A 24057-nucleotide genomic window follows, 5' to 3' on the forward strand; every position below is an offset into this window, starting at 1 on the left:
AGATGAATATCGCAGCTCGATAAAACCTGTTCAGCGCGTTGAGCCTTAGTCTGGAACTTCTTATGCCCGTGACCTTTGACCCCGATCACCTGCGCGAAAGCTTGCGGCCTCTGGTGGATGCGCAAGCGCTTTCGGCTGAGGCTCGGGTCTATCAACGTTTCTATGGCCTGGATCTGGCGACACGCAAGGAACCGGTGGTCAGCCGCCTGGGACGATTTGATATCGACGGCTTTGAGGTGGTCAGCCAGGTCTGGTGGCCCGCGCAACCCGTGGCGAGCCTGTTTCTGTTTCACGGTTTCTACGACCACATGGGGCTGTACCGCAGCGTGGTGGAGTGGGGCCTGGATCAGGGTTTCGTAGTGATTGCCTGTGACTTGCCGGGGCATGGCCTGTCCAGTGGCGAGCGTGCCAGCATCGATGATTTTGCGGTGTACCAGCAGGTGGTGAACGGCTTGTTCGAACAGGCCGACGCGCTGCAACTGCCCAAGCCCTGGCATCTGTTCGGGCAAAGCACCGGCGGGGCGATTGTGGTGGACCATCTGCTCCACCATGGCCCGGACAGCCCGGCGCAAGGCCAGACCTTCCTGCTGTCGCCGCTGGTGCGACCGCGAGCCTGGGGCTGGTCGCAGCTCAGCTATTACTTGCTCAAACCGTTCGTCAAAGGCATCGCCCGGCGCTTCAGCGATAACAGCAACGACCCGGCGTTCCGGCCATTCCTCGAAGCCGACCCCTTGCAGCCACGACAACTGCCGACCGCCTGGGTGGGCGCGCTGGGGCGCTGGATCAAGCGCATCGAGGCTGCCCCGCGCAGTACGCGGCGGCCACTGATCGTGCAGGGCGAGGAGGATATGACGGTGGATTGGCAGCACAATCTGCAGGTGCTAAGCGGCAAGTTCGATCAGCCGCAGATCCTGATGGTGCCGCGTGGGCGGCATCACTTGGCAAATGAGTTGCCTGAAATCCGCGAGCAATACTTCAAGTTCCTCACCGGCCACCTGAAATAACCCTTCCCCTGTAGGAGCGAGCTTGCTCGCTCCTACAGGGGAAGGGGCGTCAGGGGGCCAGGCTGGAGGTGCTTTGGCCGACCGCCAGGCCGGCGCGGATCGCTGCCAGCGCTGCTTGGTAATACGCCTTGCCCTCCGGCGATTCGGCGAAGGTTGCGAACTCTTCCAGCTCCGGGTCAGACAGGTCCCGGTAGACGTACAGCAATGTGTTGTTCAAATCATTGCCGATCTGCTGCATCAACCGCTCACGCTGGCCGTTCAGCATACTTTGTGCCTGGCCGCCGCCGAGCAGGCCGGGAATCATTTGGCTGAGGCTGTCGGCCGCCACGCCGGCAATCGCCAGGCTGACCTCGGCACCGGCTTCGCGGGCGGGCAGGGCCTGGGCCAGATGGCCGATGATCAGGCTGCGGGTGGCATCGGCCTGGATCTGTGGCAGGCCACGGGCATTTTTTGCCAGTTGATCACGGCGCGTCGCCAATAACTCTGCGGCGACGATCTTGCGGCCCAGGGGTGACTGGAAAAAATCCAGTGCCGGTTTGGGGTCCGCCAAGTGCTTGCGCAACTGCGCTTCGGCGCGCTGATCCATGGCCTCGGGGGCGAAGCGTTTATTACTGTTATCCACCAGCGCCTGGTACACCGCAGGCGGCAGACTGTTGCGGTACCGCTGCTGGGCGGCATTCAAGGCGTCATTGAAATGCGCACGCTGTTCTGGCCAGCCGGCGACCGTGTACAACTGGTCATAGCTGTCTGCCCAGGCGGGCAAAACGCAACACATCAGCAAGGATAAAAACAAACGACGCATAAGGACTCCTGTCAGTCGGCCACTATTGTCCGTGTCGGGCGTAGGATTTGTCGAGAAGTCCTATCAGTTACCTGACTAATGTGTATTTAGGCGCTCGGCGGCTCTGTCGGATTCACAGGCGTATGGATACTATGCGCGCCATGCCAATACCCTCTGATCACCCGCTGCTGCTAAGCATCGTCGACGACCTGGCCGTGCAAGGCTGGTCGCAGCAGAACATCTTCCTGCCAGAGGCTCTGACCCTGGAACTGGCGGCTGAGTGCCGTAAACGTGCCGCCGAAGGTGAATTGGCGCCAGCGGCGGTCGGGCGCGGCCCGGCCCAGGAGATTCGCGAAGGTATTCGTGGTGACCATATTCAATGGTTGGAGGCCGGCCAGGCGGCGATATGTGACCGCTATCTCGCGCTGATGGACAACCTGCGTCTGGCGATGAACCGAGGTCTGTTCCTCGGACTGGAAGAGTTCGAATGTCACTTCGCGATGTACCCGCCAGGGGCGTTTTACCTCAAGCATGTCGACCGTTTTCGCGATGATGACCGGCGGATGGTCTCGGCGGTGCTTTACCTGAATGACGCCTGGTTGCCCGAGCATGGCGGCCAATTGCGCATGTACCTCAAAAATGCCGTTGAATACGATGTGGATCCCGTCGGCGGTTGTCTGGTGGTGTTCCTGTCGGGTGAAATGCCCCACGAAGTCTTGCCTGCCAACCGCGAGCGCCTGTCCCTGACGGGCTGGTTTCGTCGGCGCGGCAACGAGCCGTTTTGATGATGCAAAAGATTCTGGTCAGCCGCTGCCTGTTGGGGCACCGGGTGCGCTACGACGCTGGTGCCAGCGGGCCCTTTGATCAATTGACCGCGTGGCAGGCCGAAGGCCGGGTGGTTGCGGTATGTCCGGAGGTGGCAGGTGGGTTGTCGACACCACGGCCGGCAGCCGAAATACCCGGCGGTCAGGGCGTCGACGTCTGGGACGGGCGCGCTCAGGTGTTGACGGCTGCGGGTGAGGATGTCAGCCAAGCGTTCCTGGACGGGGCCCGTCAGGCCCTGGCATTAGTGCAACGTCACGGCATCCGCATTGCCGTGCTCAAGGCCAACAGTCCGTCATGCGGCAATCTGCTGACTTATGACGGCACATTCAGCGGCGTGAAGGTCAATGGCGAAGGGGTCACGGCAGCCTTGCTCAAACGCCATGGCGTGCAGGTCTTCAGCGAGCTGGAATTGCCCGCAGCCGCACAGGCGCTGGCGCTCCTTTCAACGCCTGCTTGAGCATCGTCGCTCGCACATTCACCCACCTGCCCCGTTTCAGGGCTTCGCCGGTTTGCTCATATCGGTCTCGAACCATTTCTGCGACAGCGCCGTCAGCCGTCCATCGGCCTTGATCCGCTGCAGCGCCTTGTCCAGGCTCGACTTGAAGGCCGGATTGCCTTTCTGGAACGGGATCGCCAAGCTCAAGGTCGGGTCTTTTGCGGCGGCTCGTCGGGTTGTGACCTGGCTGCGCAGGTCCACGCCTTCAGGGGGGCGTGGTGGTCTGACGAATTGGCTGCCGTTGATTGCATCAAGGCTGCTCAGCCGGGGCTTTTCCGGCTTGGGCGCAATCAGATAGGCTTTGGAATAACTGTAAGGCTCGCTGAAATCGAAACGATCCTGCAGTTCAGGAGTCACAGCGATATGGTTGATTGCCACGTCGTACTTACCACTCTCGACGCCAGGCAACAATTCGCTGTCATCGGTGGTGATAAAAGACGCGCGTACGTCCATTTCCCGGGCCAGCAGTTCACCCAGTTCTACCTCGAAGCCGGTGAGTTTTTCGCCTTCCATGAAGTTGAAGGGCGGCGTGTTGGCTTCCAGAGCGATGCGCAACTCCCCGCGATCAAACACATCATCGAACATTTCGGCGTGAGCCAAAGGGTTTATAAGAGGAAGCAAAAGTAACAGGCCAGGCAAAAAGCGCATGGTCACTCCTAAAGGATTCGAAGGTGCGAGGCGCCGTTCAGGCCCGCTTTGCTATGGTGTTGAGTGCCTTGGACAGCGTTTCGTCACTAAGTTGTCACAACCCTACAGATTTCACAGAAAAACTGGAGAAGTTAATGAAAGCCATTTTGTCTCGTGCAACCCTGGCCAGCCTGCTGCTGGGAGCTTCGATGCTGGCAACCGCCGCTGACGGTATTCCGCGCAGCGCGCCACCAGCAGGTGCTGAAGTGTCCATCGTTTCGCCGAAAGATGGCGCTACCGTGGATAAAACCTTCACCGTGAAATTCGCCATGGAAGGCCTGAAGCTGGCTCCCGCCACTGATCAGACGCCAGGCACCGGTCATCATCACTTGCTGATCGACCAGAAAGAACTGCCGGATGCCAGCCTTCCGATCCCCGCCACCGACACCGTGATCCACTACGGCAAGGCCCAGACCGAAACCGAAGTGACCCTCGCCCCAGGCAAGCACACTTTGCAATTGGTCGCTGGCGACAAGCTGCACATGCAATTCGAGCCGACTGTAGCGTCGAAAGTCATCACGGTTAACGTCAAGTAAGATTTGTTCAGACATAAAAAATGGGAGGCCCCAGCGGGTCTCCCATTTTTTATGGCAGCGTTGGTCGCTGATTTGTGTAGGCGCGAGCTTGCTCGCGAAAAACTCGAGGGCGCCGTGTGCATCCAGGATGCACGCGTCATCGTTAACGTTTTTCGCGGACAAGTCCGCTCCTACAGGCTTTTTAGAAAAGCACGCGACTACGGATAGTGCCGTTGATGTGCTGCAGCTTCTCTTGCGCCAGATCGGAGTACTCGGCGTCGACGTCGATGACGACGTAGCCGACTTTCTCGTTGGTCTGCAGGAACTGGCCGGAAATGTTGATGCCGTTTTCCGCGAAAACCTTGTTGATCTCCATCATCACACCCGGAATGTTCTGGTGGATGTGCAACAGGCGGTGCTTGCCAGGGTGAGCCGGCAGCGCCACTTCCGGGAAGTTGACCGAGGACACCGAGGTACCGTTGTCGCTGTACTTGACCAGCTTCTCGGCCACTTCCAGGCCAATATTGGCCTGGGCTTCAGCGGTGGAACCGCCGATGTGCGGGGTCAGGATCACGTTGTCCAGGCCACGCAGCGGGCTTTCGAAGATGTCGTCGTTGGAGCGCGGCTCAACCGGGAATACGTCGATGGCGGCGCCGATCAGGTGCTTGTCCTTGATCGCGTCGGCCAGGGCATCCAGCTCGACCACGGTACCGCGTGCGGCATTGATCAGAATCCCGCCTTTTTTGATTGCACGGATTTCCTTCTCGCCAATCATCCACTGGGTTTCAGCGGTTTCCGGAACGTGCAGGGTCACGATGTCGGACATGCCCAGCAGCTCGGTCAGGCTCGCCACTTGCGTGGCGTTGCCCAATGGCAGCTTGGTCAGGGTGTCGTAGAAAAACACCTGCATGCCCAGGCCTTCGGCCAATACCGACAATTGCGTGCCGATCGAGCCGTAACCGACGATTCCCAGCTTTTTACCGCGGATTTCGAAGGAGTTGGCTGCACTCTTGATCCAGCCGCCACGGTGGCAGGAAGCGTTCTTCTCAGGGATACCACGCAGCAGCAGGATGGCCTCGGCCAAGACCAGCTCCGCAACGGAGCGGGTGTTGGAGTACGGTGCGTTGAACACCGCGATGCCGCGCTCGCGCGCTGCATTGAGATCGACCTGGTTGGTGCCGATGCAGAAACAGCCGACCGCTACCAGTTTCTTGGCGTGGTCGAAGACCTCTTCGGTCAGTTGGGTACGGGAGCGAATGCCGATAAAGTGCGCGTCGGCGATCTTTTCCTTGAGCTGGGATTCCGGCAGAGAGCTGGTGATGTACTCAATGCTGGTGTACCCGGCGGCCTTAAGGACGTCGACGGCCGATGGGTGGACGCCTTCCAGAAGAAGGAACTTGATCTTGCTCTTATCGAGAGAAGTCTTGCTCATCTGCGTAAACCTGTATCCCGGAGAAAAATGGCAGGGAATCGAGCAGCGCAAGCTGACCCGGACGGCAGGAAAGCCGTCACCGCAGAAACGCCCTTGGGCTCTGTCCTGCGGGGGCGGTATGCTAGCATACGTGCCCCGCTAAACACCCATTCCTGCGACGTGAAGCGTTCTCAGGATGACCATGAATTGTTCGAGAGTTCTGTCGATGACCCATCCTGCCCTGATTGATGAGCTGAAGACCCTGGTTGAGCCTGGCAAAGTCCTGACCGATGCCGACTCCCTGAATGCTTACGGCAAGGATTGGACCAAGCATTTCGCCCCGGCCCCGGTGGCCATTGTCTTCCCCAAGACCACCGAGCAGGTGCAGGCCATTGTCCGCTGGGCCAATCAGCACACGGTGGCGCTGGTACCCTCCGGTGGTCGTACCGGGCTGTCGGCCGCTGCGGTTGCGGCGAATGGCGAAGTGGTGGTGTCGTTCGACTACATGAACCAGATTCTCGACGTCAACCTCACCGATCGCACCGCCGTGTGCCAGCCGGGCGTGGTGACCAAGCAGCTGCAGAACGTCGCCGAGGAACAAGGCTTGTATTACCCGGTGGACTTCGCATCGTCCGGTTCCAGCCAGATTGGCGGCAATATCGGCACCAACGCCGGCGGGATCAAGGTGATTCGCTACGGCATGACCCGTAACTGGGTGGCCGGCATGAAGGTGGTCACCGGCAAGGGCGATCTGCTGGAACTGAACAAGGACTTGATCAAGAACGCGACCGGTTACGACATGCGCCAGCTGTTTATCGGCGCTGAAGGCACGCTGGGTTTTGTGGTCGAAGCGACCATGCGCCTGGACCGCGCGCCGAAGAACCTTACCGCGATGGTGCTCGGCACGGCTGATTTCGACTCGATCATGCCGGTATTGCACGCCTTCCAGAGCAAGTTGGACCTGACGGCCTTCGAATTCTTCTCTGACAAGGCCTTGGCCAAAGTCCTCGCCCGTGGCGATGTACCGGCGCCTTTCGAATCCGAGTGCCCGTTCTATGCGCTGCTGGAATTTGAAGCCACCACGGAAGAGGTGGCCAACCACGCCCTGGAAACCTTCGAGCACTGCGTCGAACAAGGCTGGGTGCTGGATGGCGTGATGAGCCAGAGCGAAACCCAACTGCACAACCTGTGGAAGCTGCGCGAGTACATTTCCGAGACGATTTCCCACTGGACGCCGTACAAGAATGATATTTCGGTCACCGTTTCAAAGGTGCCGGCATTTCTGAAAGAAATTGACGCTATTGTCGGCGAACACTATCCAGACTTCGAAATTGTCTGGTTCGGTCACATTGGCGACGGCAACCTGCACTTGAATATCCTCAAGCCTGAAAACCTGAGCAAGGACGAGTTCTTCGCCAAGTGCGCTACCGTGAACAAGTGGGTGTTTGAAACCGTCGAGAAGTACAACGGTTCGATCTCCGCCGAGCACGGCGTGGGCATGACCAAACGCGATTACCTGACCTACAGCCGTTCACCAGTGGAAATCGAATACATGAAGGCAGTGAAGGCGGTGTTTGACCCGAATGGGATCATGAACCCGGGCAAGATCTTCGCTGTTTTAACTGGCACCAGAGAGGACGCGGTCAATGAGCTATCAGCACAAGTACGTCGATGGGACCAACATTCATTTTCCCTTGGGCAAAGTGGTGTGCATCGGGCGTAACTACGCCGAACACGCCAAGGAACTGGATAACCCGGTGCCGACCGAGCCCTTGCTGTTTATCAAGCCAGGCAGTTGCGTGGTGCCAATGGAAGGCGGCTTCGCCATTCCCGCCGAGCGTGGCTCGGTGCATTACGAGGCGGAAATCGCCGTGCTGATCGGCAAGCCCTTGTCCACCAAGCCAAGCCGCGAAGAAGTGCTGGACGCTATCTCCGGTTTCGCCCCGGCCCTGGACCTGACCCTGCGGGACAAACAGGCCGAACTCAAGGCCAAGGGCCTGCCGTGGGAAATCGCTAAATCCTTCGACGGTGCGGCTGTGATCGCGCCATTCGTGGTGGGCAGCAGCTTTGCCGATATCACCGACATCGGTATACGTCTGACCATCAATGGCGAAGTGCGCCAGGATGGCAACAGCGCACAAATGCTCAACCCGATTGTCCCGATGATCCAGCACATGGCCGGCTGCTTTTCGCTGCAGGCCGGTGATGTGATCCTTACCGGGACCCCGGCGGGTGTAGGTCCGCTGAATGTGGGTGACGAGCTGGTGGTGGAGTTGCCGGGCGTGAGCCGCTTCGACAGCAACGTGCGCTGAATGCCGACCTGTGGCGAGCGGGCTCGCCACAGGGACGCCAGCGCGACCTGGACGTTTTGCATTTTTTTCACACCCCGTCCGGATAATCTCCAGCCTTTGGCACGCGGGCCTGTTGATCCTGTGCCTCCACCTATAGCTGATTTTCTGGAACGCTCTCCATGACCGTGCCTCTTCCTCCTGTGAAATCCACCCGCCGCTCTCGCTTCACCATGCGCTGGTATTCCTGGCTGTTTCTGGCCGGGGTGATCATTTATGGCGTTTCCTGGGCGATGCATTGGGATGATCGTGGTGTGCTGTGGATACTGGAAGGCTTTGAAAGCCCGGTCGAGCGCAAGGAAAGTGTCTGGCTCCCCGACTATCAGGTGGTCATCGATGCCAAGCTGTTGCCGGGGATGGAAAAGGATGAAGCTTCGGACCTGGCCTACAACCCGCAGACCAAGACCTTGTTCGCGGTGATGGGCAAAAACCCCTTTTTGGTAGAACTGAACCTGCAAGGGGATGTATTGCGCAAGATGCCCCTGGTCGGCTGGAACAACCCGGAAGGCGTGAGCGTGATGGAAAACGGCGTGCTGGCGATTGTCGATGAGCGCATGCACACCCTGACCCTGGTCAAGGTCGATGCCGGCACTCGGCAATTGACCTTCGCGGACTTCCCGACCTACGACCTGGGCCCTTCCACGGATCAGAACAAGGCCTTTGAAGCGGTCGCCTGGGACCCGCGCAATCAGCAACTGGTGCTGGGTGAAGAACGGCCGGCGGCCTTGTTTACCTGGAAAAGCGACGGCAGCCAGGCCCTGGCCGGGGATAAGCAAAAGCTGCCCAGCTCCGAGCTGGACATGCGCAATCTTTCAGCCCTGAGTGTCGACCCGCGTACCGGTCATTTGCTGGTGCTGTCGGCCGACTCCCATCTGCTGCTGGAGTTGGATGAAAAAGGCGAGCAAGTCAGCTTCATGACGCTGCTCGGCGGCTTCAACGGTTTGAAAGACACCATCCCCCGCGCCGAAGGCGTGACCATGGATGAAAACGGCACGCTGTACATGGTCAGCGAACCGAACCTGTTCTATCGTTTCGAAAGACAGAAATAGCCGACTTATCATGTAGGATTCTTCTCTATAAGCGGCATTTGCCAGACAGTCAGGTGCGTTTAAGTTTAAATTCAGGCGGTCGTGATATCTATCCGCCAGTTTTCACTTTGAGCCCGCCCCCCATGCGTCGACTTGCCCGCCCCAAATCTGCTTTTTTTATCCTGTTGCTGATCGCCCTTGTTGCGGCCGGGGTGGTCGCGCAGCAGTTTCGTCTGTTCGAGCGCGCCTGGTTCAACTGGCAAGTCTCGCGTCATCCACTGGATGAGCGCGCCATTGGCCTGGCGGACTATCAGGTGGTGCTGGAGGCGCAAGTGATCGAAGGCCTGGATGCGGACGTCTCGGCGCTGACCTATGATCCGGTGCGTAACAGTTTGTTCACCGTCACCAATAAAAACGCCGAGCTGATCGAGCTGTCCCTGGACGGCAAGCTCGTGCGGCGTATTCATCTGGTGGGCTTTGGCGATGCCGAGGCGGTGGAGTTCATCAGCGAAAATACCTACGTGATCAGCGACGAACGTCGGCAGCGCTTGATCAATATTCACCTCGAAGACGACACGCAGTTCCTGGATGCCGACGATGCCGAGCAGATGACCCTCGGTGTGCATTTGAGCGGCAATAAAGGGTTTGAAGGCCTGGCCTACGATTCGGTGGGCAAGCGCCTGTTTGTCGCCAAGGAACGCGATCCGATGCTGATTTATGAAGTGCACGGTTTTCCGCACTTCAAACCGGAAAAAACCTACTCCGTACACGTGGTCAACAACCCCAAGCGCGATGCCGGTCTGTTTGTACGCGATCTGTCGAGCCTGCAATACGATGAGCGCAGCGGCCATTTGCTGGCACTCTCCGATGAGTCGTTTCTGGTCTTGGAACTGGATATCGACGGTCGTCCTTTGAGCAGCTTGTCGTTGCTCAACGGGCACCATGGCCTGGAAAAGCGCGTGCCCCAGGCCGAAGGGATTGCCATGGATGACCATGGCACGCTTTACATGGTCAGTGAGCCGAACCTGTTTTACGTGTTCAAAAAGTCCTGATCAGAACATCCACTGCACGCCCAGCGAATAACCGGTCTGGCTGCCCTCGGCGTGACCCAGGCGGCCGTTCACCTCGGCAAACACGCCCAACTGCGGAGTGATCGCCAGTTGGCTGTCGAGCTGTGTGCGACCAAAACTCTTGTCTACCGTGCCCAGTCGAGCGGTGCGTGCCTGGCCATCGGCGCGGGCGGTCAGATAGAGATCGTCCAGCCGGCCATCGGTCAACTCCTTGACCCAGGCAATGTCTCCATAAGGCATCAGGCTCAAACCGTAGGGCAGGGCGACCGCGCCGCTTCCAGGTGTCGCTGTCCAGCTTGCCGCGGTGCTCAAGCTTGTCACGACCATTGAGATAACTGAGGCTGGCGCCGATGTTCAGGCTGCTGCTGAGTTGATAGTCACCCAAGGCATGCAGGCCAAGACGCCGCGTTTCTGGATTGGGGGCGGTATCGAAACCGCTGTCCGGGTTGAACTCGCCATCCACGCCAACTTCACCCTCAAAACTGCCTACTTCACGACTGGACGATTGCAGGTAGGGGCTTGATCACAGGGTCTTCCTTGAAATGATTGGGAGGTTCAAACCGAATCTGCCTGCAGGATGCGCGCCTGATTCCTTGGGCGAGCGTGAATTGGCGCCGTTTTTGTTACATGCGCCGTGAGGGCGGCTCGGTAGCTGTAGGAGCCGGCTTGCCGGCGAAAAACCCGAGAACACCGCTTGGCACTAGGCGCCCCGCGTTATCGTTGGCGGTTTTCGCTGGCAAGCCAGCTCCTACAAAACGACAAGGCTGTTACGTCAGGCCTTGAGGGTTTTCACGCCTTCGGCGGTACCCAGCAGCAGCACATCAGCGGGACGCGCGGCAAACAAACCATTGGTGACCACGCCGACGATGGCATTGATCTGTGTCTCCAGCGCCACCGGGTTGGTGATCTGCATGTTGAACACGTCGAGGATGATATTGCCGTTGTCGGTCAACACGCCTTCGCGGTACACCGGGTCGCCGCCCAGTTTCACCAGTTCGCGGGCCACGTGGCTGCGGGCCATCGGGATCACTTCCACCGGCAGCGGGAAATTGCCCAGCACCGGCACCAGCTTGCTGGCGTCGGCAATGCAGATAAAGGTCTTGGCCACGGCCGCGACGATCTTCTCGCGGGTCAGGGCCGCGCCGCCGCCCTTGATCAGGTTCAGGTGCTCGTCGCTTTCATCGGCGCCGTCGACATAGAACTCCAGGTCGCTCACGGTATTGAGTTCGTACACTGGAATCCCGTGGCCCTTGAGCCGGGCGGCCGTGGCTTCGGAGCTGGCTACCGCGCCGTCGAACGCGCCCTTGTGCACGGCCAGCGCATCGATAAAGCAGTTGGCGGTGGAGCCGGTGCCGACACCGACGATGCTCTTATCGTCGAGTTTAGGAAGGATTAAATCGACGGCGGCCTGGGCCACTGCCTGTTTGAGTTGATCCTGGGTCATGCGGGCTCCGGAACGGGCGGGGAGTAAAGAGGGCCGCGAGTATAACCCAACAAAACCTCTGGATTCGTGTGGTCGCCCGGGCAAACGCTGGGTTAGACTCCTTGGCCCTGCCCAACCCGCCCAGTGATGCTTGCCGATGCTCGAACAGTACGTCAAAAAGATTCTCACCTCGCGCGTTTATGACGTTGCCGTGGAAACCCCGTTGCAGACCGCCCGCCAGCTCTCCGAGCGACTGGGCAACAAGGTCTGGCTCAAGCGCGAAGACTTGCAGCCGGTGTTTTCCTTCAAGATTCGCGGTGCCTACAACAAGTTGACGCAATTGACGGTCGAAGAGCGCGCACGTGGCGTGGTCACCGCGTCGGCGGGCAACCATGCCCAGGGCCTGGCCCTGGCGGCCAAGGTGCTGGGGGTCAAGGCGACGATCGTGATGCCCAAGACCACCCCGGAGATCAAGGTTGAAGGTGTGCGCTCCCGTGGTGGCAAAGTGGTGCTGCACGGCGACTCTTTCCCCGAAGCCCTGGCGTATTCGCTGAAACTGGTCGACGAAAAAGGCTACGTCTACATTCACCCCTACGATGATCCGCACACCATTGCCGGGCAGGGCACCGTGGCAATGGAGATTCTGCGCCAGCACCCGGGGCCGTTGGACGCGATTTTCGTCCCGGTGGGCGGGGGCGGCCTGATTGCCGGGATTGCCGCCTACGTGAAGTACCTGCGACCGGAAATCAAGATCATCGGCGTGGAGCCGGACGACTCCAATTGCCTGCAAGCGGCCATGACGGCCGGTGAGCGCGTGGTGCTGCCAACCGTGGGCATTTTTGCCGACGGTGTGGCGGTGGCGCAGATCGGCCAGCATACGTTCGACATCTGCAAGGATTACGTCGACGAGGTGATCACCGTCAGCACCGATGAAATCTGTGCGGCGATCAAGGACATCTACGACGACACCCGCTCCATCACCGAACCGGCCGGCGCCCTTGGCGTGGCGGGGATCAAGAAGTACGTCGAGACCCGTGGTGTCAGCGGGCAGACCTTTGTCGCCATCGACTCCGGGGCCAACGTCAACTTCGACCGCTTGCGCCACGTGGCCGAGCGCGCCGAATTGGGTGAAGGCCGCGAAGCAATCATCGCCGTGACCATTCCCGAGAGACCCGGCAGCTTCAAGGCGTTCTGCGAAGCCGTGGGCAAGCGCCAGATCACCGAATTCAACTACCGCTATCACTCCGGCAGCGAAGCGCACATCTTTGTCGGGGTGCAGACGCACCCGGAAAACGATCCGCGCAGCGCCTTGATCGCCAGCCTCACCGAGCAGGGTTTCCCAGTGCTGGACCTGACCGAAAACGAACTGGCCAAGTTGCACATTCGCCATATGGTCGGCGGTCATGCGGCGCACGTCAGTAATGAAGTGGTGTTTCGCTTCGAATTCCCCGAGCGCCCGGGCGCCTTGTTCAACTTTCTTAACAAATTGGGCGGGCGCTGGAACATCTCGATGTTCCACTACCGCAACCACGGCGCGGCCGACGGTCGGGTGGTCGCCGGCCTGCAAGTGCCGGCGAACGAACGTCATCTGGTGCCGGCGGCGCTGGAAGCGATTGGCTATCCGTACTGGGATGAGAGCGATAACCCGGCGTATCAACTGTTCCTCGGTTGAGCGACTACGCTGACTGAGCGGCCTTCAAGGAATCGAGAACATGGAAACGCTGACTACCCTCAAAGTCATTCACGTGGTGGCCACGGTGCTGTTATTGGGCTGCGGCCTGGCACTGGCCATCCTGGCCTGGCGCAAACGCAGCGTCGGGCCGGCCTGCACCCTGCGACGCCCGTGGGTGTTTGTCTGGTTGTTGATGGGGATAAGCCTGGTGAGCATGCCGTTCACCGGCTGGTGGCTGGTGCACTTGATCGGCTGGCCGTTGGGGCAGACCTGGATCCTGGGTTCCAGCGTGATCTATAGCGTGGCGGCGCTGGCCTGGTTCTGGTTGCTGGCGCGACTCAACCGGTTGCGATTGGGCGGGGGAGGCAACCTGAATTTCACGCTGGTGCTGGCGGTGGTCAGCCTGATGGGGTTTGTGGCGATTGCCGGGTTAATGGGCGCCAAGCCGGCTTAACGACGGTAAATCACTTAAATCACCGTAGGAGCGAGCTTGCTCGCGAAAAACGTCAACGATAGCGCGTGCATCCTGAATGCACGCGGCGCTCTTGGGTTTTTCGCGAGCAAGCTCGCTCCTACAGTTAACGGGTCATCAACCGCGCAGGGTGATGACCGGCCACCCACGCTGCTCGGCCTCGGCCCGCAAATTCGGATCCGGATCCACCGCCACTGGATGTGTCACCTGCTCCAGCAACGGCAAGTCATTCATCGAGTCACTGTAGAAATAGCTGTCTTCCAGGCTATATCCCGTTTCCGCCAACCACCGATTCAAGCGCGTCACCTTGCCTTCGCGAAAGCACGGAATATCAGTGCTGCGCCCGGTATAACGGCCATCGACCATCTCGCATTCGGTCGCAATCAGGGTTTCAACCCCTAAACGTGCGGCAATCGGCGCGGTGACAAACCGGTTGGTGGCGGTGATGATCACCAGCTTGTCGCCAGCCGCCCGGTGTTTGGCCAACAGGTCGGCTGCCAGCGGCAGCATGATCGGCTCGATGCAGTCACGCATGTAGTCGCGGTGCCATTCGTCCAGCTGGGCCATCTCTGTACGACCGAGGATTTCCAGGCAAAAGTTCAGGTAAGCGGCGTTGTCCAACTTGCCGGCCAGGTAGTCCTGGTAGAACTCGTCGTTGCGGGATTTGTAGGCGACGGCATCCAGAATGCCGCGCTCGCACAGGTAATCACCCCAGGCGTGGTCACTGTCGCCGCCCAAAAGCGTGTTGTCCAAGTCGAATAAAGCCAGGCGCATTGCGGTTACTCGCTGAAAAGTCTGTAAAAAGACGTCCAGAATACGGTCTTTTCACAAGAGTGCACATAAGGTAAGCAGCCTCGTTGCCGCTGCAACAAGCTTTGTGGAACAATGCGGCGACATGCGTTTGCGAGGTTGTTGCCGTGATCGACCCCGATGGTTTCCGTCCTAATGTTGGGATTATTCTTACGAATGATGCCGGACAGGTGCTATGGGCTCGCCGTATCAACCAAGATGCCTGGCAGTTTCCTCAAGGCGGGATCAACCCCGATGAAACCCCTGAAGACGCCCTGTACCGTGAGTTGAACGAAGAAGTGGGCCTTGAGCGCGAAGATGTGCAGATTCTCGCCTGTACCCGTGGCTGGTTGCGTTATCGTTTGCCGCAACGCCTGGTACGTACCCACAGCCAACCGCTGTGCATCGGCCAGAAGCAGAAATGGTTTCTCCTGCGCCTGATCTCGAACGAGCAGCGGGTGCGGATGGATTTGACCGGTAAACCGGAGTTCGATGGCTGGCGCTGGGTCAGTTATTGGTATCCGTTGGGCCAGGTGGTGACATTCAAGCGCGAGGTTTATCGTCGCGCTCTCAAAGAACTTGCCCCGCGCCTCTTAGCGCGCGACTGACGACGGAGTTCGACCCCGAGCCATGCTCAATACGCTGCGCAAGATCGTCCAGGAAGTTAACTCCGCCAAGGATCTCAAGGCGGCGTTGGGGATTATTGTGTTGCGCGTCAAGGAAGCCATGGGCAGCCAGGTCTGCTCGGTTTACCTGCTGGACCCCGAGACCAACCGTTTTGTGCTGATGGCGACGGAGGGCTTGAACAAGCGCTCCATCGGCAAGGTCAGCATGGCGCCCAATGAAGGTCTGGTGGGCCTGGTCGGGACGCGTGAAGAACCTCTGAACCTCGAAAACGCCGCGGGTCACCCGCGTTATCGCTACTTTGCCGAAACCGGTGAAGAGCGTTACGCCTCCTTCCTCGGCGCCCCGATCATTCACCACCGCCGCGTCGTCGGCGTGTTGGTCATCCAGCAGAAAGAGCGTCGCCAGTTCGACGAGGGTGAAGAAGCCTTCCTTGTCACCATGAGCGCGCAACTGGCCGGGGTTATCGCCCACGCCGAGGCCACCGGTTCGATTCGCGGCCTGGGACGCCAGGGCAAGGGCATCCAGGAAGCCAAGTTTGTCGGTGTGCCCGGCTCGCCCGGCGCGGCGGTCGGCACCGCGGTGGTCATGCTGCCGCCGGCCGACCTGGATGTGGTGCCGGACAAGACCGTCACTGACATCGAAGCCGAAATCCAGCTGTTCAAGACCGCCCTGGAAGGCGTGCGCGCCGATATGCGCAACCTGTCGACCAAATTGGCCACCCAACTGCGCCCCGAAGAGCGGGCGCTGTTCGACGTGTACCAGATGATGCTCGACGACGCGTCCCTGGGGAACGAAGTCAAGACCGTGATCAAGACCGGCCAGTGGGCCCAGGGCGCACTGCGCCAGGTGGTCACCGATCACGTCAACCGTTTCGAGTTGATGGACGACGCCTACCTGCGTGAACGTGCCTCGGATGTGCGCGACCTCGGCCGCCGTCTCCTGGCTTACCTGCAGGAAGACCGCACCACCAACCTGGTCTACCCCGACAACACCATTCTGATCAGTGAAGAACTCACCGCGACCATGCTTGGTGAAGTGCCGGAAGGCAAACTGGTGGGACTGGTTTCAGTATTGGGTTCGGGTAACTCCCACGTGGCCATCTTGGCCCGAGCCATGGGCATCCCGACCGTGATGGGGCTGGTGGACCTGCCGTATTCCAAGGTCGATGGCATCGACATGATCGTCGATGGCTACCACGGCGAGGTCTATACCAACCCCAGCGACGTGTTGCGTAAGCAGTACGCCGAGGTTGTCGAGGAGGAGCGCCAGCTGTCCCAGGGCCTCGATGCCCTGCGTGAATTGCCGTGCGTGACCCTCGATGGCCACCGCGTACCGCTGCTGGTCAATACGGGCCTGCTGGCGGACGTGGCGCGGGCGCAACAGCGTGGCGCCGAAGGGGTGGGGCTGTACCGCACCGAAGTGCCGTTCATGATCAATCAGCGTTTCCCGAGCGAGAAGGAGCAGCTGGCGATTTATCGCGAGCAACTGTCTGCCTTCCATCCGCTACCGGTGACGATGCGCAGCCTGGACATCGGCGGCGACAAGTCACTGTCTTATTTTCCGATCAAGGAAGACAATCCCTTCCTTGGCTGGCGCGGCATTCGTGTAACCCTCGATCACCCTGAAATCTTCCTCGTCCAGACCCGCGCGATGCTCAAGGCCAGCGAAGGCCTGAACAACCTGCGCATCCTGCTGCCGATGATCTCCGGCACCCACGAGCTGGAAGAAGCCCTGCACCTGATCCACCGCGCCTGGGGCGAAGTGCGCGACGAAGGCGCCGATGTGCCGATGCCGCCGATTGGCGTGATGATCGAAATTCCGGCGGCGGTGTACCAGGCCAAGGAGCTGGCGCGGCAGGTGGATTTCCTCTCGGTGGGCTCCAACGACCTGACCCAATATCTGTTGGCCGTGGATCGCAACAACCCACGGGTCGCGGACCTTTATGACTATCTGCATCCGGCCGTGCTGCAAGCCTTGCAACATGTGGTGCGTGACGCCCATGCCGAAGGCAAGCCGGTGAGTATCTGCGGTGAAATGGCCGGTGATCCCGCAGCGGCGGTGCTGTTGATGGCAATGGGCTTCGACAGCCTCTCGATGAACGCCACCAACTTGCCGAAAGTGAAATGGATGCTGCGTCAGATCAACCTCAGCAAGGCCAAGGACATGCTGGCCGAGCTGATGACCATCGACAACCCGCAAGTTATCCACAGCTCGCTGCAACTGGCCCTGAAAAACCTCGGGTTGGCGCGGATGATCAATCCGGCTTCTGCAAAAAACCTCTGAATTCGAGGGCAAGTGGGGCTTCTGTGGCGAGGGGGCTTGTCCCCCGTTGGGCTGCGAAGCAGCCCCTTCACAGCCTCTGTCTGAACAATGCAGCGATTTTCTTGGGGCTGCTATGCAGCCCAACGGGACAAGTCCCCTCGCCACAATCAATGTTGTGCTAAAAATTGAGTTCTACTTCGCCCAGTCGCCCGCCATGCGGCCCAAAACTGCGCTCGACCATATGCCGTGTCCCATCGGCGTGCACAATCAGCGCCGTACTCGCCCGTGTCCCGTAACTCGGGCTGGCGATGAACACGCTTGATAGCAGACTCTCCGTCGCCAGCCCCACGCCGGTATCCGGTAACTCGGTGAACGCAGCGGGTTGCGCATCACCCAGAATGGCCAGCAGGGCATCGGGATGCGGATCGTCGAGCACCTCGGCCAACGCCGCCTTGGCCTTGAGCAACTTTGGCCACGGCGTATCAAGCTGGGCATTCGATAGCCCGTAGATACCCGGACTCAGCCGCGTAGGGGCGGTGTCGTTGGCGTTGTAATGCCACAACTCTTGTCGCGTACCGAGCAAAAGATTGAACCCGGCATACTCGATGGCTCTGCCGTGAACGTCGGCTAAATATTGATCAATCGGCTGAGAACCGCTGAGAAAGCGCGCCACCAGCTCACCCCGGGATTTGCGTGCGGGGGGCTGGTGAGGATCGCGAATATTGGTCAATGCCGCAAACCGGCCGTCGGCACCGACTCCCAACCAAGTGCCGCCCGCTTCCTGGTCGCGTCCGGCATACACCTGCGGTGCATCAAGCCATTGGGCCAATGACAAGCTGGGGCGGGCGTAGAACTCATCGCGGTTGGCCGCGACGATCAGCGGCTGGGTATGATCCGGCCGCCAGGCAAAAACAATCAGGCACATAAAGCGATCCCTTGGTGTTTTGCCCACTCTACCCATAGAACCCTGTGCTTTGCATCCGTTAACATGCCGATTCGATTTTGGGAGCGCCCATGGAATTCCTGCTGTATTTGGCGCTGGACGCCTACGCGGGTGGGGCTCGCCGGGCTGTTCGGCGTGGGCTGGAGCTTTTTAATTTGATGCCGTCGCTTTGACGAAATACTGGCTTAATCGCGCTCCGGCATGGTCCGGGCGCAATAACGAATGATTTAACAAGGAGTCGCAATGCTGGCTTACCCGCAGATCGATCCGGTGGCCCTGGCCATCGGTCCGCTGAAAATCCATTGGTACGGGTTGATGTACCTGATCGGCATTGGCGGCGCCTGGCTGCTGGCTTCCCGGCGCTTGAACCGTTTCGACCCGACCTGGACCAAGGAAAAACTCTCCGACATGGTGTTCTGGCTGTCGATGGGGGTGATCATCGGCGGGCGTCTGGGGTACGTGCTGTTCTACGACTTGAGCGCCTACCTGGCCAACCCGACCCTGATCTTCGAGGTCTGGAAAGGCGGGATGGCCTTCCACGGCGGTTTTATCGGCGTGATGATCGCGGCCTGGTGGTTTGCCCGCCGCAACGGCAAGTCATTCTTCCAACTGATGGATTTCGTCGCACCGCTGGTGCCGATTGGCCTGGGCGCCGGGCGCATCGGTAACTTCATCAATGCCGAATTGTGGGGCAAACCGACCGACGTGCCGTGGGCCATGGTGTTCCCGCCGTTCAGCGATCCGGCGCAACTGCCGCGCCATCCGTCGCAGCTCTACCAGTTCGCGTTGGAAGGGGTGGCGCTGTTCTTGATCCTCTATATTTTCTCGCGCAAGCCAAGGCCCACCATGGCGGTTTCGGGGATGTTCGCGCTGTTCTACGGAATCTTCCGTTTTATCGTCGAGTTCGTGCGGGTGCCGGACGCCCAGTTGGGCTACCTGGCGTTCGGCTGGGTGACCATGGGTCAGATTCTCAGTATTCCGATGATTCTCGCGGGGCTGGGCTTGCTGTGGTGGGCTTACAATCGCCCACAGGCGATCAAGAACAGCACGCTTTAAACTCGAACGCCGAGGCCTGCGAGCCTCGGCTTCAACGATACAGGTAATGTCATGAAGCAATATCTCGAACTATTGAGCGACGTCGTAACCAATGGCCTGGCCAAGGGTGATCGCACCGGCACCGGTACCAAAGCGGTGTTTGCCCGTCAGTTCCGGCATAACCTGGCCGACGGCTTCCCACTGCTGACTACCAAGAAGCTGCACTTCAAAAGTATCGCCAATGAGCTGATCTGGATGTTGAGCGGCAACACCAACATCAAGTGGCTGAATGAGAACGGTGTGCGCATCTGGGACGAGTGGGCCACCGAAGAAGGTGACCTGGGCCCTGTCTATGGCGAGCAGTGGACCGCCTGGCCAACCAAGGACGGCGGCAAGATCAACCAGATCGACTACATGGTCGAGACGTTGAAGACCAACCCCAACAGCCGCCGCATCCTGTTCCACGGCTGGAACGTCGAATACCTGCCGGATGAGACCAAAAGCCCCCAGGACAATGCGCGCAACGGTAAGCAGGCCTTGCCACCGTGCCACCTGCTGTATCAGGCGTTCGTGCATGACGGTCATCTGTCGATGCAGCTGTATATCCGCAGCTCCGACGTGTTTCTCGGCCTGCCGTACAACACCGCTGCACTGGCGCTGCTGACCCACATGCTGGCCCAGCAATGCGACCTGATCCCCCACGAGATCATCGTCACCACTGGTGACACCCACGCCTACAGCAATCACATGGAACAGATCCAGACCCAGCTGGCGCGTACGCCGAAAAAGCTGCCGAGCCTGGTGATCAAGCGCAAACCCGAGTCGATCTACGACTACAGGTTCGAAGATTTCGAAATCGTGGGCTATGACGCCGATCCAAGCATCAAGGCCGACGTGGCCATCTGAGTGATGTGATCGTTCCCACTCAGTGGGAACGATCAGTGGCCGTGGCTGCGGCCCACATGGGAATGTTCGGCGTCACTCGTCGGCACACTCCCGCTGACTTCCAGGCGCTGCAGAATCCCGCATTGATCAACATCCGGTCCTTCGCCACAACGCTGGCGCAGGTCGAGCAGTTGTTCCTGCAATACCAACAAACCATCAATTCGCGCTTTGACGTGCTGGATATGCTCGTCGATCAGCGCATTCACGCTTTCACACTGATCCTGCGGGCTGTCGCGCAGGCCCAGCAGGCTACGGATTTCCTCCAGGGTCATGTCCAGGCTGCGGCAGTTGCGGATAAAGGTCAGCCGTTCGGCATGGGCCTGGGTGTACAGGCGGTAGTTACCCTCGCTGCGGGCTGGCGGTGGCAGCAGGCCTTCTTTCTCGTAATAACGGATGGTTTCCACTGGGCAGTCGGTCAGTTTGGCCAATTCACCGATCTTCATCGCAGCAATCTCCAAAAGGGTGCTTGACCCTATAGTGGCTACAGGGTCTTTACTTGGCAACAGGCACCTTTTGCGGACTGTATCCATGAGCGACTCCATCCATACCCGGCACCCCCATGATCATCACGATCACGATCACGATCACGATCACGATCACGATCACGGCGCGAAGCTGGCTTCAGCGCCAAGTCACGATCAGGCGAGCCATGGCGGCTCTTGCTGTTCCAGCGCCGCCGCGCCCGCGCTGGTGAAGCTGAGCGAGGCGACCACCGCCGGCTCGCGCCTGAGCAGCTTCCGTATCGAAGCCATGGATTGCCCTACCGAGCAGACGCTGATCCAGAACAAACTGGGCAAGCTGGTCGGTGTGCAGCAACTGGAATTCAACCTGATCAACCGTGTTCTTGGGGTCACCCACGACCTGCCGGACACCGCGCCGATCATTGCCGCCATCAAAGCCCTGGGGATGCAGGCCGAGCCGATCGAAGACGGCGTCGCGGCCGCCGCGCCGCCCGCGAAGAAACACGGGTGGCTGCTGGCGTTGTCCGGTGTCTGCGCGTTGGCGGCCGAGGTGATCCACTTCACCCAAGCGGCACCGACCTGGGTGGTGGCATTGGTGGCGCTGGTGTCGATCCTCAGCGGTGGCCTCAGCACTTACAAAAAGGGCTGGATCGCCCTGAAGAACCTCAACCTCAACATCAATGCCCTGATGAGTATCGCCGTGACCGGCGCCATCCTGATCGGCCAGTGGCCGGAAGCGGCAATGGTGATGTTCCTGTTCACCGTGGCCGAGTTGATCGAGGCCAAGTCCCTGGACCGTGCCCGCAATGCCATCAGTGGCTTGATGCAAATGGCCCCGGAACAGGTCACGGTACGTCAGGCAGACGGCAGTTGGGTCGAACAGGAGGCCAAATTCATCGAGTTGGGTGCTATTGTGCGGGTTCGTCCCGGTGAGCGTATCGGCCTGGACGGTGAGGTCAGTGCCGGGCAATCGACCATCGACCAAGCCCCGATCACCGGTGAAAGCCTGCCGATTGAAAAAACCGTGGGCGACAAAGTCTTCGCCGGCACCATCAATCAGGCAGGTTCCCTGGAGTACCGCGTTACCGCCGTCGCCAATAACTCGACCCTGGCACGCATCATCCATGCGGTGGAGCAGGCCCAGGGCGCACGGGCGCCGACCCAGCGCTTCGTCGACAGTTTCTCGAAAATCTACACTCCAGCGGTGTTTCTGTTTGCCTTGGGCGTAGCGTTGATCCCGCCTTTGTTCATGGGCGCCGCCTGGTTTGACTGGATCTACCGTGCGCTGGTGCTGCTGGTGGTCGCGTGTCCGTGTGCGCTGGTGATCTCTACACCGGTGACCATTGTCAGTGGCCTGGCCGCTGCCGCGCGCAAGGGCATCCTGATCAAGGGCGGCGTGTACTTGGAGGGGGGTTACAAGCTGGATTACCTGGCCCTCGACAAGACCGGCACCATCACCCACGGCAAGCCGGTGCAAACCGATTTCCTGGCATTGCAGCCCACTGTCGAAGCCACGGCCCCGGCGTTGGCCGCCAGTCTGGCCGGGCGTTCCGATCATCCGGTGTCGTTGGCTATCGCCAATGCGGCTGTGGATAAACAACTGACGGTGTTCGCTGTGGATAACTTCGAGGCCCTGGCCGGGCGTGGAGTGCGCGGCGAGATCAATGGCGAGGTTTATTACCTGGGCAACCACCGCCTGGTTGAAGAGCTGGGCCTGTGTTCGCCGGCCCTCGAAGAAAAACTCTTCGCCCTGGAAAAACAAGGCAAATCCGTGGTGCTGCTGTTGGACAAGTCCGGCCCGCTGGCGCTGTTTGCCGTGGCTGACACGGTCAAGGACAGCAGCCGCGAAGCCATTCAGCAACTGCATGAATTGGGCATCAAGACCCTGATGCTCACCGGCGACAATACCCACACCGCCCAGGCGATTGCCGCCCAGGTGGGCATCGACCAGGCCCAGGGCGATCTGCTGCCCGTGGATAAGCTGCACGCCATCGAAGCCTTGTATGGCAAAGACCATCGCGTCGGCATGGTCGGTGATGGCATCAACGACGCTCCCGCCCTGGCGCGCGCCGAGATCGGATTTGCCATGGCCGCCGCCGGGACGGACACCGCCATCGAAACCGCCGACGTGGCGCTGATGGACGATGATTTGCGCAAGATTCCGGCATTTATACGGCTCTCGCGACAAACGTCGAGTATCCTCAAGCAAAACATCGCGCTGGCGCTGGTGATCAAGGCGATCTTCCTCGTGTTCACCTTTCTGGGTATGGCCACCATGTGGATGGCGGTGTTTGCCGACATGGGCGTGAGCCTGCTGGTGGTGTTCAACGGACTGCGCCTGTTGCGCAAATAGTCGATGAGAGGGCGATGTGCTGAGTGCCGAGTTGAAGGCGTTTTATAAGGTCGCACGTCTGGGCAGCATTACCCAGGCGGCGAAAAAACTTGGTTTGAGCCAGCCCACGGTGACGACCCAGATTCGTCATCTGGAGAGTCAGTACTCGGTTGAGTTGTTCTACCGCGGTGGTCGTCGGCTCACCGTCAGTGACGAAGGCGCGCGGCTGTTGCCGATGGTCAAGGCGCTGTTGCAGCAGGAAGCGGATATCGAGTTTTTCCTGCGCAACAGTGGCCAGGTCCAGGGCGCACTGCGCATCGCTGCGACGGCGCCGTACTACATCCTCGATCTGGTCAAGGCGTTTCGCGAGCGTCTGCCGCAGGTGGACGTATCGGTAGAGATCGGCAATTCGCAGCAGGTCATCGAGGCCCTGGAAGACTACCGCGTGGACGTCGCGGCCTCGTCACAGCGGGTGGATGACCCGCGCTTGATTCGCCGCATATTGGGCACCGACCCGCTGGTGCTCGCGGTGCATCGCAATCATCCGCTGGCGACGCTCGACCATGTGCCCTTGACGGCATTGGCCGGGCATACATTGCTGATGCGTGAAGCCGGTTCCACCACCCGCCAACTTACCGAGGACATGCTGGAGGACGCCGGCGTGAGCTACGGACCGCTGCTGGAGATCGGCAGCCGCGAGTCAATCCGCGAAGCGGTGTTGCGCAACATCGGCATCAGCATCATTGCCCGCCAGGAAGTGCCCCATGACCCACAGCTGCGGGTGCTGACCATTGAGAATGCACCCCAGATCCCCGAGTACTTGTACTGCCTCAAAGAGCGAAAAGGCGCGCGGTTACCGGCGGCCTTTCTGGGGTTAGCGCAGGAAATGTCACCGATCTGAGGTTGTTGGGTGGTCTTGAAGCCGCCATCG

General features: G+C 59.8%; 22 protein-coding genes and 2 pseudogenes. 16 read left to right on the forward strand and 8 right to left on the reverse strand.

Annotated features, from left to right (window positions below; genetic code table 11):
* Positions 1 to 62: 62 nt before the first annotated feature.
* Complete coding sequence (gene bipL, locus BLU75_RS24300; RefSeq protein WP_084378625.1) at positions 63 to 1004, forward strand: phospholipase BipL; 942 nt, start codon at positions 63 to 65, stop codon at positions 1002 to 1004.
* A 49-nt stretch (positions 1005 to 1053) separates the two neighbouring features.
* Here bipL and BLU75_RS24305 read toward each other — a convergent pair whose 3' ends face one another.
* Positions 1054 to 1806, reverse strand: coding sequence for a DUF2059 domain-containing protein (locus BLU75_RS24305; RefSeq protein ID WP_090221580.1), 753 nt, complete (start codon positions 1804 to 1806; stop codon positions 1054 to 1056).
* A gap of 131 nt (positions 1807 to 1937) precedes the next feature.
* Here BLU75_RS24305 and BLU75_RS24310 point away from each other — a divergent pair, with 131 nt between their 5' ends.
* Positions 1938 to 2570, forward strand: a complete 633-nt coding sequence (locus tag BLU75_RS24310) for a 2OG-Fe(II) oxygenase (RefSeq protein WP_084378623.1) — start codon at positions 1938 to 1940, stop codon at positions 2568 to 2570.
* Positions 2571 to 2572: 2 nt separating this feature from the next.
* Positions 2573 to 3067: a 2-thiouracil desulfurase family protein gene (locus tag BLU75_RS24315; protein ID WP_084378686.1), complete on the forward strand. Its 495-nt coding sequence runs from the start codon at positions 2573 to 2575 to the stop codon at positions 3065 to 3067.
* A gap of 36 nt (positions 3068 to 3103) precedes the next feature.
* Here the strand turns inward: BLU75_RS24315 and BLU75_RS24320 are convergent, their stop codons facing one another.
* A complete protein-coding gene (locus BLU75_RS24320) occupies positions 3104 to 3754 on the reverse strand; it encodes a transporter substrate-binding domain-containing protein (protein WP_090221581.1) in 651 nt (216 codons plus the stop codon).
* Between the two features lie 134 nt (positions 3755 to 3888).
* Between BLU75_RS24320 and BLU75_RS24325 the strand changes: the two genes are divergently transcribed.
* Positions 3889 to 4329: a DUF4399 domain-containing protein gene (locus tag BLU75_RS24325; RefSeq protein ID WP_084378622.1), complete on the forward strand. Its 441-nt coding sequence runs from the start codon at positions 3889 to 3891 to the stop codon at positions 4327 to 4329.
* 181 nt (positions 4330 to 4510) lie between these two features.
* On the opposite strand, the gene serA is transcribed toward BLU75_RS24325, so the two are convergent.
* A complete protein-coding gene (serA, locus tag BLU75_RS24330) occupies positions 4511 to 5740 on the reverse strand; it encodes a phosphoglycerate dehydrogenase (protein ID WP_084378621.1) in 1230 nt (409 codons plus the stop codon).
* A gap of 205 nt (positions 5741 to 5945) precedes the next feature.
* On the opposite strand from serA, the pseudogene BLU75_RS24340 reads away from it, so the two are divergent.
* From BLU75_RS24340 to BLU75_RS24355, 4 genes and pseudogenes are all read left to right on the forward strand, one after another.
* A pseudogene (locus BLU75_RS24340) lies at positions 5946 to 7334 on the forward strand (FAD-binding oxidoreductase); the annotation flags it as partial.
* Positions 7335 to 7365: 31 nt separating this feature from the next.
* The gene (locus tag BLU75_RS24345) at positions 7366 to 8031 is read left to right on the forward strand and encodes a fumarylacetoacetate hydrolase family protein (RefSeq protein WP_084378620.1); all 666 of its coding nucleotides are present in this window, start codon (positions 7366 to 7368) and stop codon (positions 8029 to 8031) included.
* Positions 8032 to 8189: 158 nt separating this feature from the next.
* The gene (locus BLU75_RS24350; RefSeq protein WP_084378619.1) at positions 8190 to 9116 is read left to right on the forward strand and encodes an SdiA-regulated domain-containing protein; all 927 of its coding nucleotides are present in this window, start codon (positions 8190 to 8192) and stop codon (positions 9114 to 9116) included.
* Positions 9117 to 9238: 122 nt separating this feature from the next.
* Entirely contained in the window at positions 9239 to 10147 is a 909-nt protein-coding gene (locus BLU75_RS24355; protein WP_084378618.1) for an SdiA-regulated domain-containing protein, read from the forward strand.
* Here the strand turns inward: BLU75_RS24355 and BLU75_RS28190 are convergent.
* Positions 10148 to 10676: pseudogene (locus tag BLU75_RS28190) on the reverse strand (autotransporter outer membrane beta-barrel domain-containing protein); the annotation flags it as partial.
* Between the two features lie 261 nt (positions 10677 to 10937).
* Complete coding sequence (gene rpiA / locus BLU75_RS24365; protein WP_084378617.1) at positions 10938 to 11609, reverse strand: ribose-5-phosphate isomerase RpiA; 672 nt, start codon at positions 11607 to 11609, stop codon at positions 10938 to 10940.
* A gap of 136 nt (positions 11610 to 11745) precedes the next feature.
* Here rpiA and ilvA point away from each other — a divergent pair, with 136 nt between their 5' ends.
* A complete protein-coding gene (gene ilvA / locus BLU75_RS24370) occupies positions 11746 to 13260 on the forward strand; it encodes a threonine ammonia-lyase, biosynthetic (RefSeq protein ID WP_084378616.1) in 1515 nt (504 codons plus the stop codon).
* A 40-nt stretch (positions 13261 to 13300) separates the two neighbouring features.
* On the forward strand, positions 13301 to 13714 hold the full coding sequence (locus BLU75_RS24375; RefSeq protein ID WP_084378615.1) for a DUF2269 family protein: 414 nt from the start codon (positions 13301 to 13303) through the stop codon (positions 13712 to 13714).
* Between the two features lie 135 nt (positions 13715 to 13849).
* On the opposite strand, the gene BLU75_RS24380 is transcribed toward BLU75_RS24375, so the two are convergent.
* Positions 13850 to 14506, reverse strand: a complete 657-nt coding sequence (locus BLU75_RS24380) for a histidinol-phosphatase (RefSeq protein ID WP_084378614.1) — start codon at positions 14504 to 14506, stop codon at positions 13850 to 13852.
* 143 nt (positions 14507 to 14649) lie between these two features.
* Between BLU75_RS24380 and BLU75_RS24385 the strand changes: the two genes are divergently transcribed.
* Together BLU75_RS24385 and ptsP are read left to right on the forward strand one after the other, a co-directional pair.
* Positions 14650 to 15129, forward strand: coding sequence for an RNA pyrophosphohydrolase (locus BLU75_RS24385; RefSeq protein WP_003176750.1), 480 nt, complete (start codon positions 14650 to 14652; stop codon positions 15127 to 15129).
* Between the two features lie 22 nt (positions 15130 to 15151).
* Complete coding sequence (gene ptsP / locus BLU75_RS24390) at positions 15152 to 17431, forward strand: phosphoenolpyruvate--protein phosphotransferase (protein ID WP_084378613.1); 2280 nt, start codon at positions 15152 to 15154, stop codon at positions 17429 to 17431.
* A 157-nt stretch (positions 17432 to 17588) separates the two neighbouring features.
* Here ptsP and BLU75_RS24395 read toward each other — a convergent pair whose 3' ends face one another.
* On the reverse strand, positions 17589 to 18335 hold the full coding sequence (locus tag BLU75_RS24395; RefSeq protein WP_084378612.1) for an NRDE family protein: 747 nt from the start codon (positions 18333 to 18335) through the stop codon (positions 17589 to 17591).
* Positions 18336 to 18596: 261 nt separating this feature from the next.
* On the opposite strand from BLU75_RS24395, the gene lgt reads away from it, so the two are divergent.
* Positions 18597 to 19409, forward strand: coding sequence for a prolipoprotein diacylglyceryl transferase (lgt, locus tag BLU75_RS24400; protein WP_084378611.1), 813 nt, complete (start codon positions 18597 to 18599; stop codon positions 19407 to 19409).
* Positions 19410 to 19460: 51 nt separating this feature from the next.
* Positions 19461 to 20294 (forward strand): thymidylate synthase, encoded by an 834-nt coding sequence (locus BLU75_RS24405; RefSeq protein WP_084378610.1) that lies wholly within the window; start codon positions 19461 to 19463, stop codon positions 20292 to 20294.
* Positions 20295 to 20326: 32 nt separating this feature from the next.
* On the opposite strand, the gene cadR is transcribed toward BLU75_RS24405, so the two are convergent.
* Entirely contained in the window at positions 20327 to 20776 is a 450-nt protein-coding gene (gene cadR, locus BLU75_RS24410) for a Cd(II)/Pb(II)-responsive transcriptional regulator (RefSeq protein WP_084378609.1), read from the reverse strand.
* A gap of 85 nt (positions 20777 to 20861) precedes the next feature.
* Here cadR and BLU75_RS24415 point away from each other — a divergent pair, with 85 nt between their 5' ends.
* Both BLU75_RS24415 and BLU75_RS24420 read left to right on the forward strand, forming a co-directional pair.
* Positions 20862 to 23147 carry a heavy metal translocating P-type ATPase gene (locus tag BLU75_RS24415; RefSeq protein ID WP_084378608.1) on the forward strand — a complete coding sequence of 762 codons (2286 nt, stop codon included), beginning with the start codon at positions 20862 to 20864 and terminating at the stop codon, positions 23145 to 23147.
* A 16-nt stretch (positions 23148 to 23163) separates the two neighbouring features.
* Positions 23164 to 24027: a LysR family transcriptional regulator gene (locus tag BLU75_RS24420; RefSeq protein ID WP_084378607.1), complete on the forward strand. Its 864-nt coding sequence runs from the start codon at positions 23164 to 23166 to the stop codon at positions 24025 to 24027.
* The last annotated feature ends 30 nt before the right edge of the window (positions 24028 to 24057 follow it).

The sequence above is a fragment of the Pseudomonas mucidolens genome (genome assembly GCF_900106045.1).
Lineage (GTDB): Bacteria > Pseudomonadota > Gammaproteobacteria > Pseudomonadales > Pseudomonadaceae > Aquipseudomonas > Aquipseudomonas mucidolens.

Bases quoted from the DNA above. Each gene is read 5' to 3' on its own strand.
- bipL (WP_084378625.1), top strand. From the start codon at position 63: ATGCCCGTGACCTTTGACCCCGATCACCTGCGCGAAAGCTTGCGGCCT.
- BLU75_RS24305 (WP_090221580.1), bottom strand. From the start codon at position 1,806: ATGCGTCGTTTGTTTTTATCCTTGCTGATGTGTTGCGTTTTGCCCGCC.
- BLU75_RS24310 (WP_084378623.1), top strand. From the start codon at position 1,938: ATGCGCGCCATGCCAATACCCTCTGATCACCCGCTGCTGCTAAGCATC.
- BLU75_RS24315 (WP_084378686.1), top strand. From the start codon at position 2,573: ATGCAAAAGATTCTGGTCAGCCGCTGCCTGTTGGGGCACCGGGTGCGC.
- BLU75_RS24320 (WP_090221581.1), bottom strand. From the start codon at position 3,754: ATGCGCTTTTTGCCTGGCCTGTTACTTTTGCTTCCTCTTATAAACCCT.
- BLU75_RS24325 (WP_084378622.1), top strand. From the start codon at position 3,889: ATGAAAGCCATTTTGTCTCGTGCAACCCTGGCCAGCCTGCTGCTGGGA.
- serA (WP_084378621.1), bottom strand. From the start codon at position 5,740: ATGAGCAAGACTTCTCTCGATAAGAGCAAGATCAAGTTCCTTCTTCTG.
- BLU75_RS24345 (WP_084378620.1), top strand. From the start codon at position 7,366: ATGAGCTATCAGCACAAGTACGTCGATGGGACCAACATTCATTTTCCC.
- BLU75_RS24350 (WP_084378619.1), top strand. From the start codon at position 8,190: ATGACCGTGCCTCTTCCTCCTGTGAAATCCACCCGCCGCTCTCGCTTC.
- BLU75_RS24355 (WP_084378618.1), top strand. From the start codon at position 9,239: ATGCGTCGACTTGCCCGCCCCAAATCTGCTTTTTTTATCCTGTTGCTG.
- rpiA (WP_084378617.1), bottom strand. From the start codon at position 11,609: ATGACCCAGGATCAACTCAAACAGGCAGTGGCCCAGGCCGCCGTCGAT.
- ilvA (WP_084378616.1), top strand. From the start codon at position 11,746: ATGCTCGAACAGTACGTCAAAAAGATTCTCACCTCGCGCGTTTATGAC.
- BLU75_RS24375 (WP_084378615.1), top strand. From the start codon at position 13,301: ATGGAAACGCTGACTACCCTCAAAGTCATTCACGTGGTGGCCACGGTG.
- BLU75_RS24380 (WP_084378614.1), bottom strand. From the start codon at position 14,506: ATGCGCCTGGCTTTATTCGACTTGGACAACACGCTTTTGGGCGGCGAC.
- ptsP (WP_084378613.1), top strand. From the start codon at position 15,152: ATGCTCAATACGCTGCGCAAGATCGTCCAGGAAGTTAACTCCGCCAAG.
- BLU75_RS24395 (WP_084378612.1), bottom strand. From the start codon at position 18,335: ATGTGCCTGATTGTTTTTGCCTGGCGGCCGGATCATACCCAGCCGCTG.
- lgt (WP_084378611.1), top strand. From the start codon at position 18,597: ATGCTGGCTTACCCGCAGATCGATCCGGTGGCCCTGGCCATCGGTCCG.
- BLU75_RS24405 (WP_084378610.1), top strand. From the start codon at position 19,461: ATGAAGCAATATCTCGAACTATTGAGCGACGTCGTAACCAATGGCCTG.
- cadR (WP_084378609.1), bottom strand. From the start codon at position 20,776: ATGAAGATCGGTGAATTGGCCAAACTGACCGACTGCCCAGTGGAAACC.
- BLU75_RS24415 (WP_084378608.1), top strand. From the start codon at position 20,862: ATGAGCGACTCCATCCATACCCGGCACCCCCATGATCATCACGATCAC.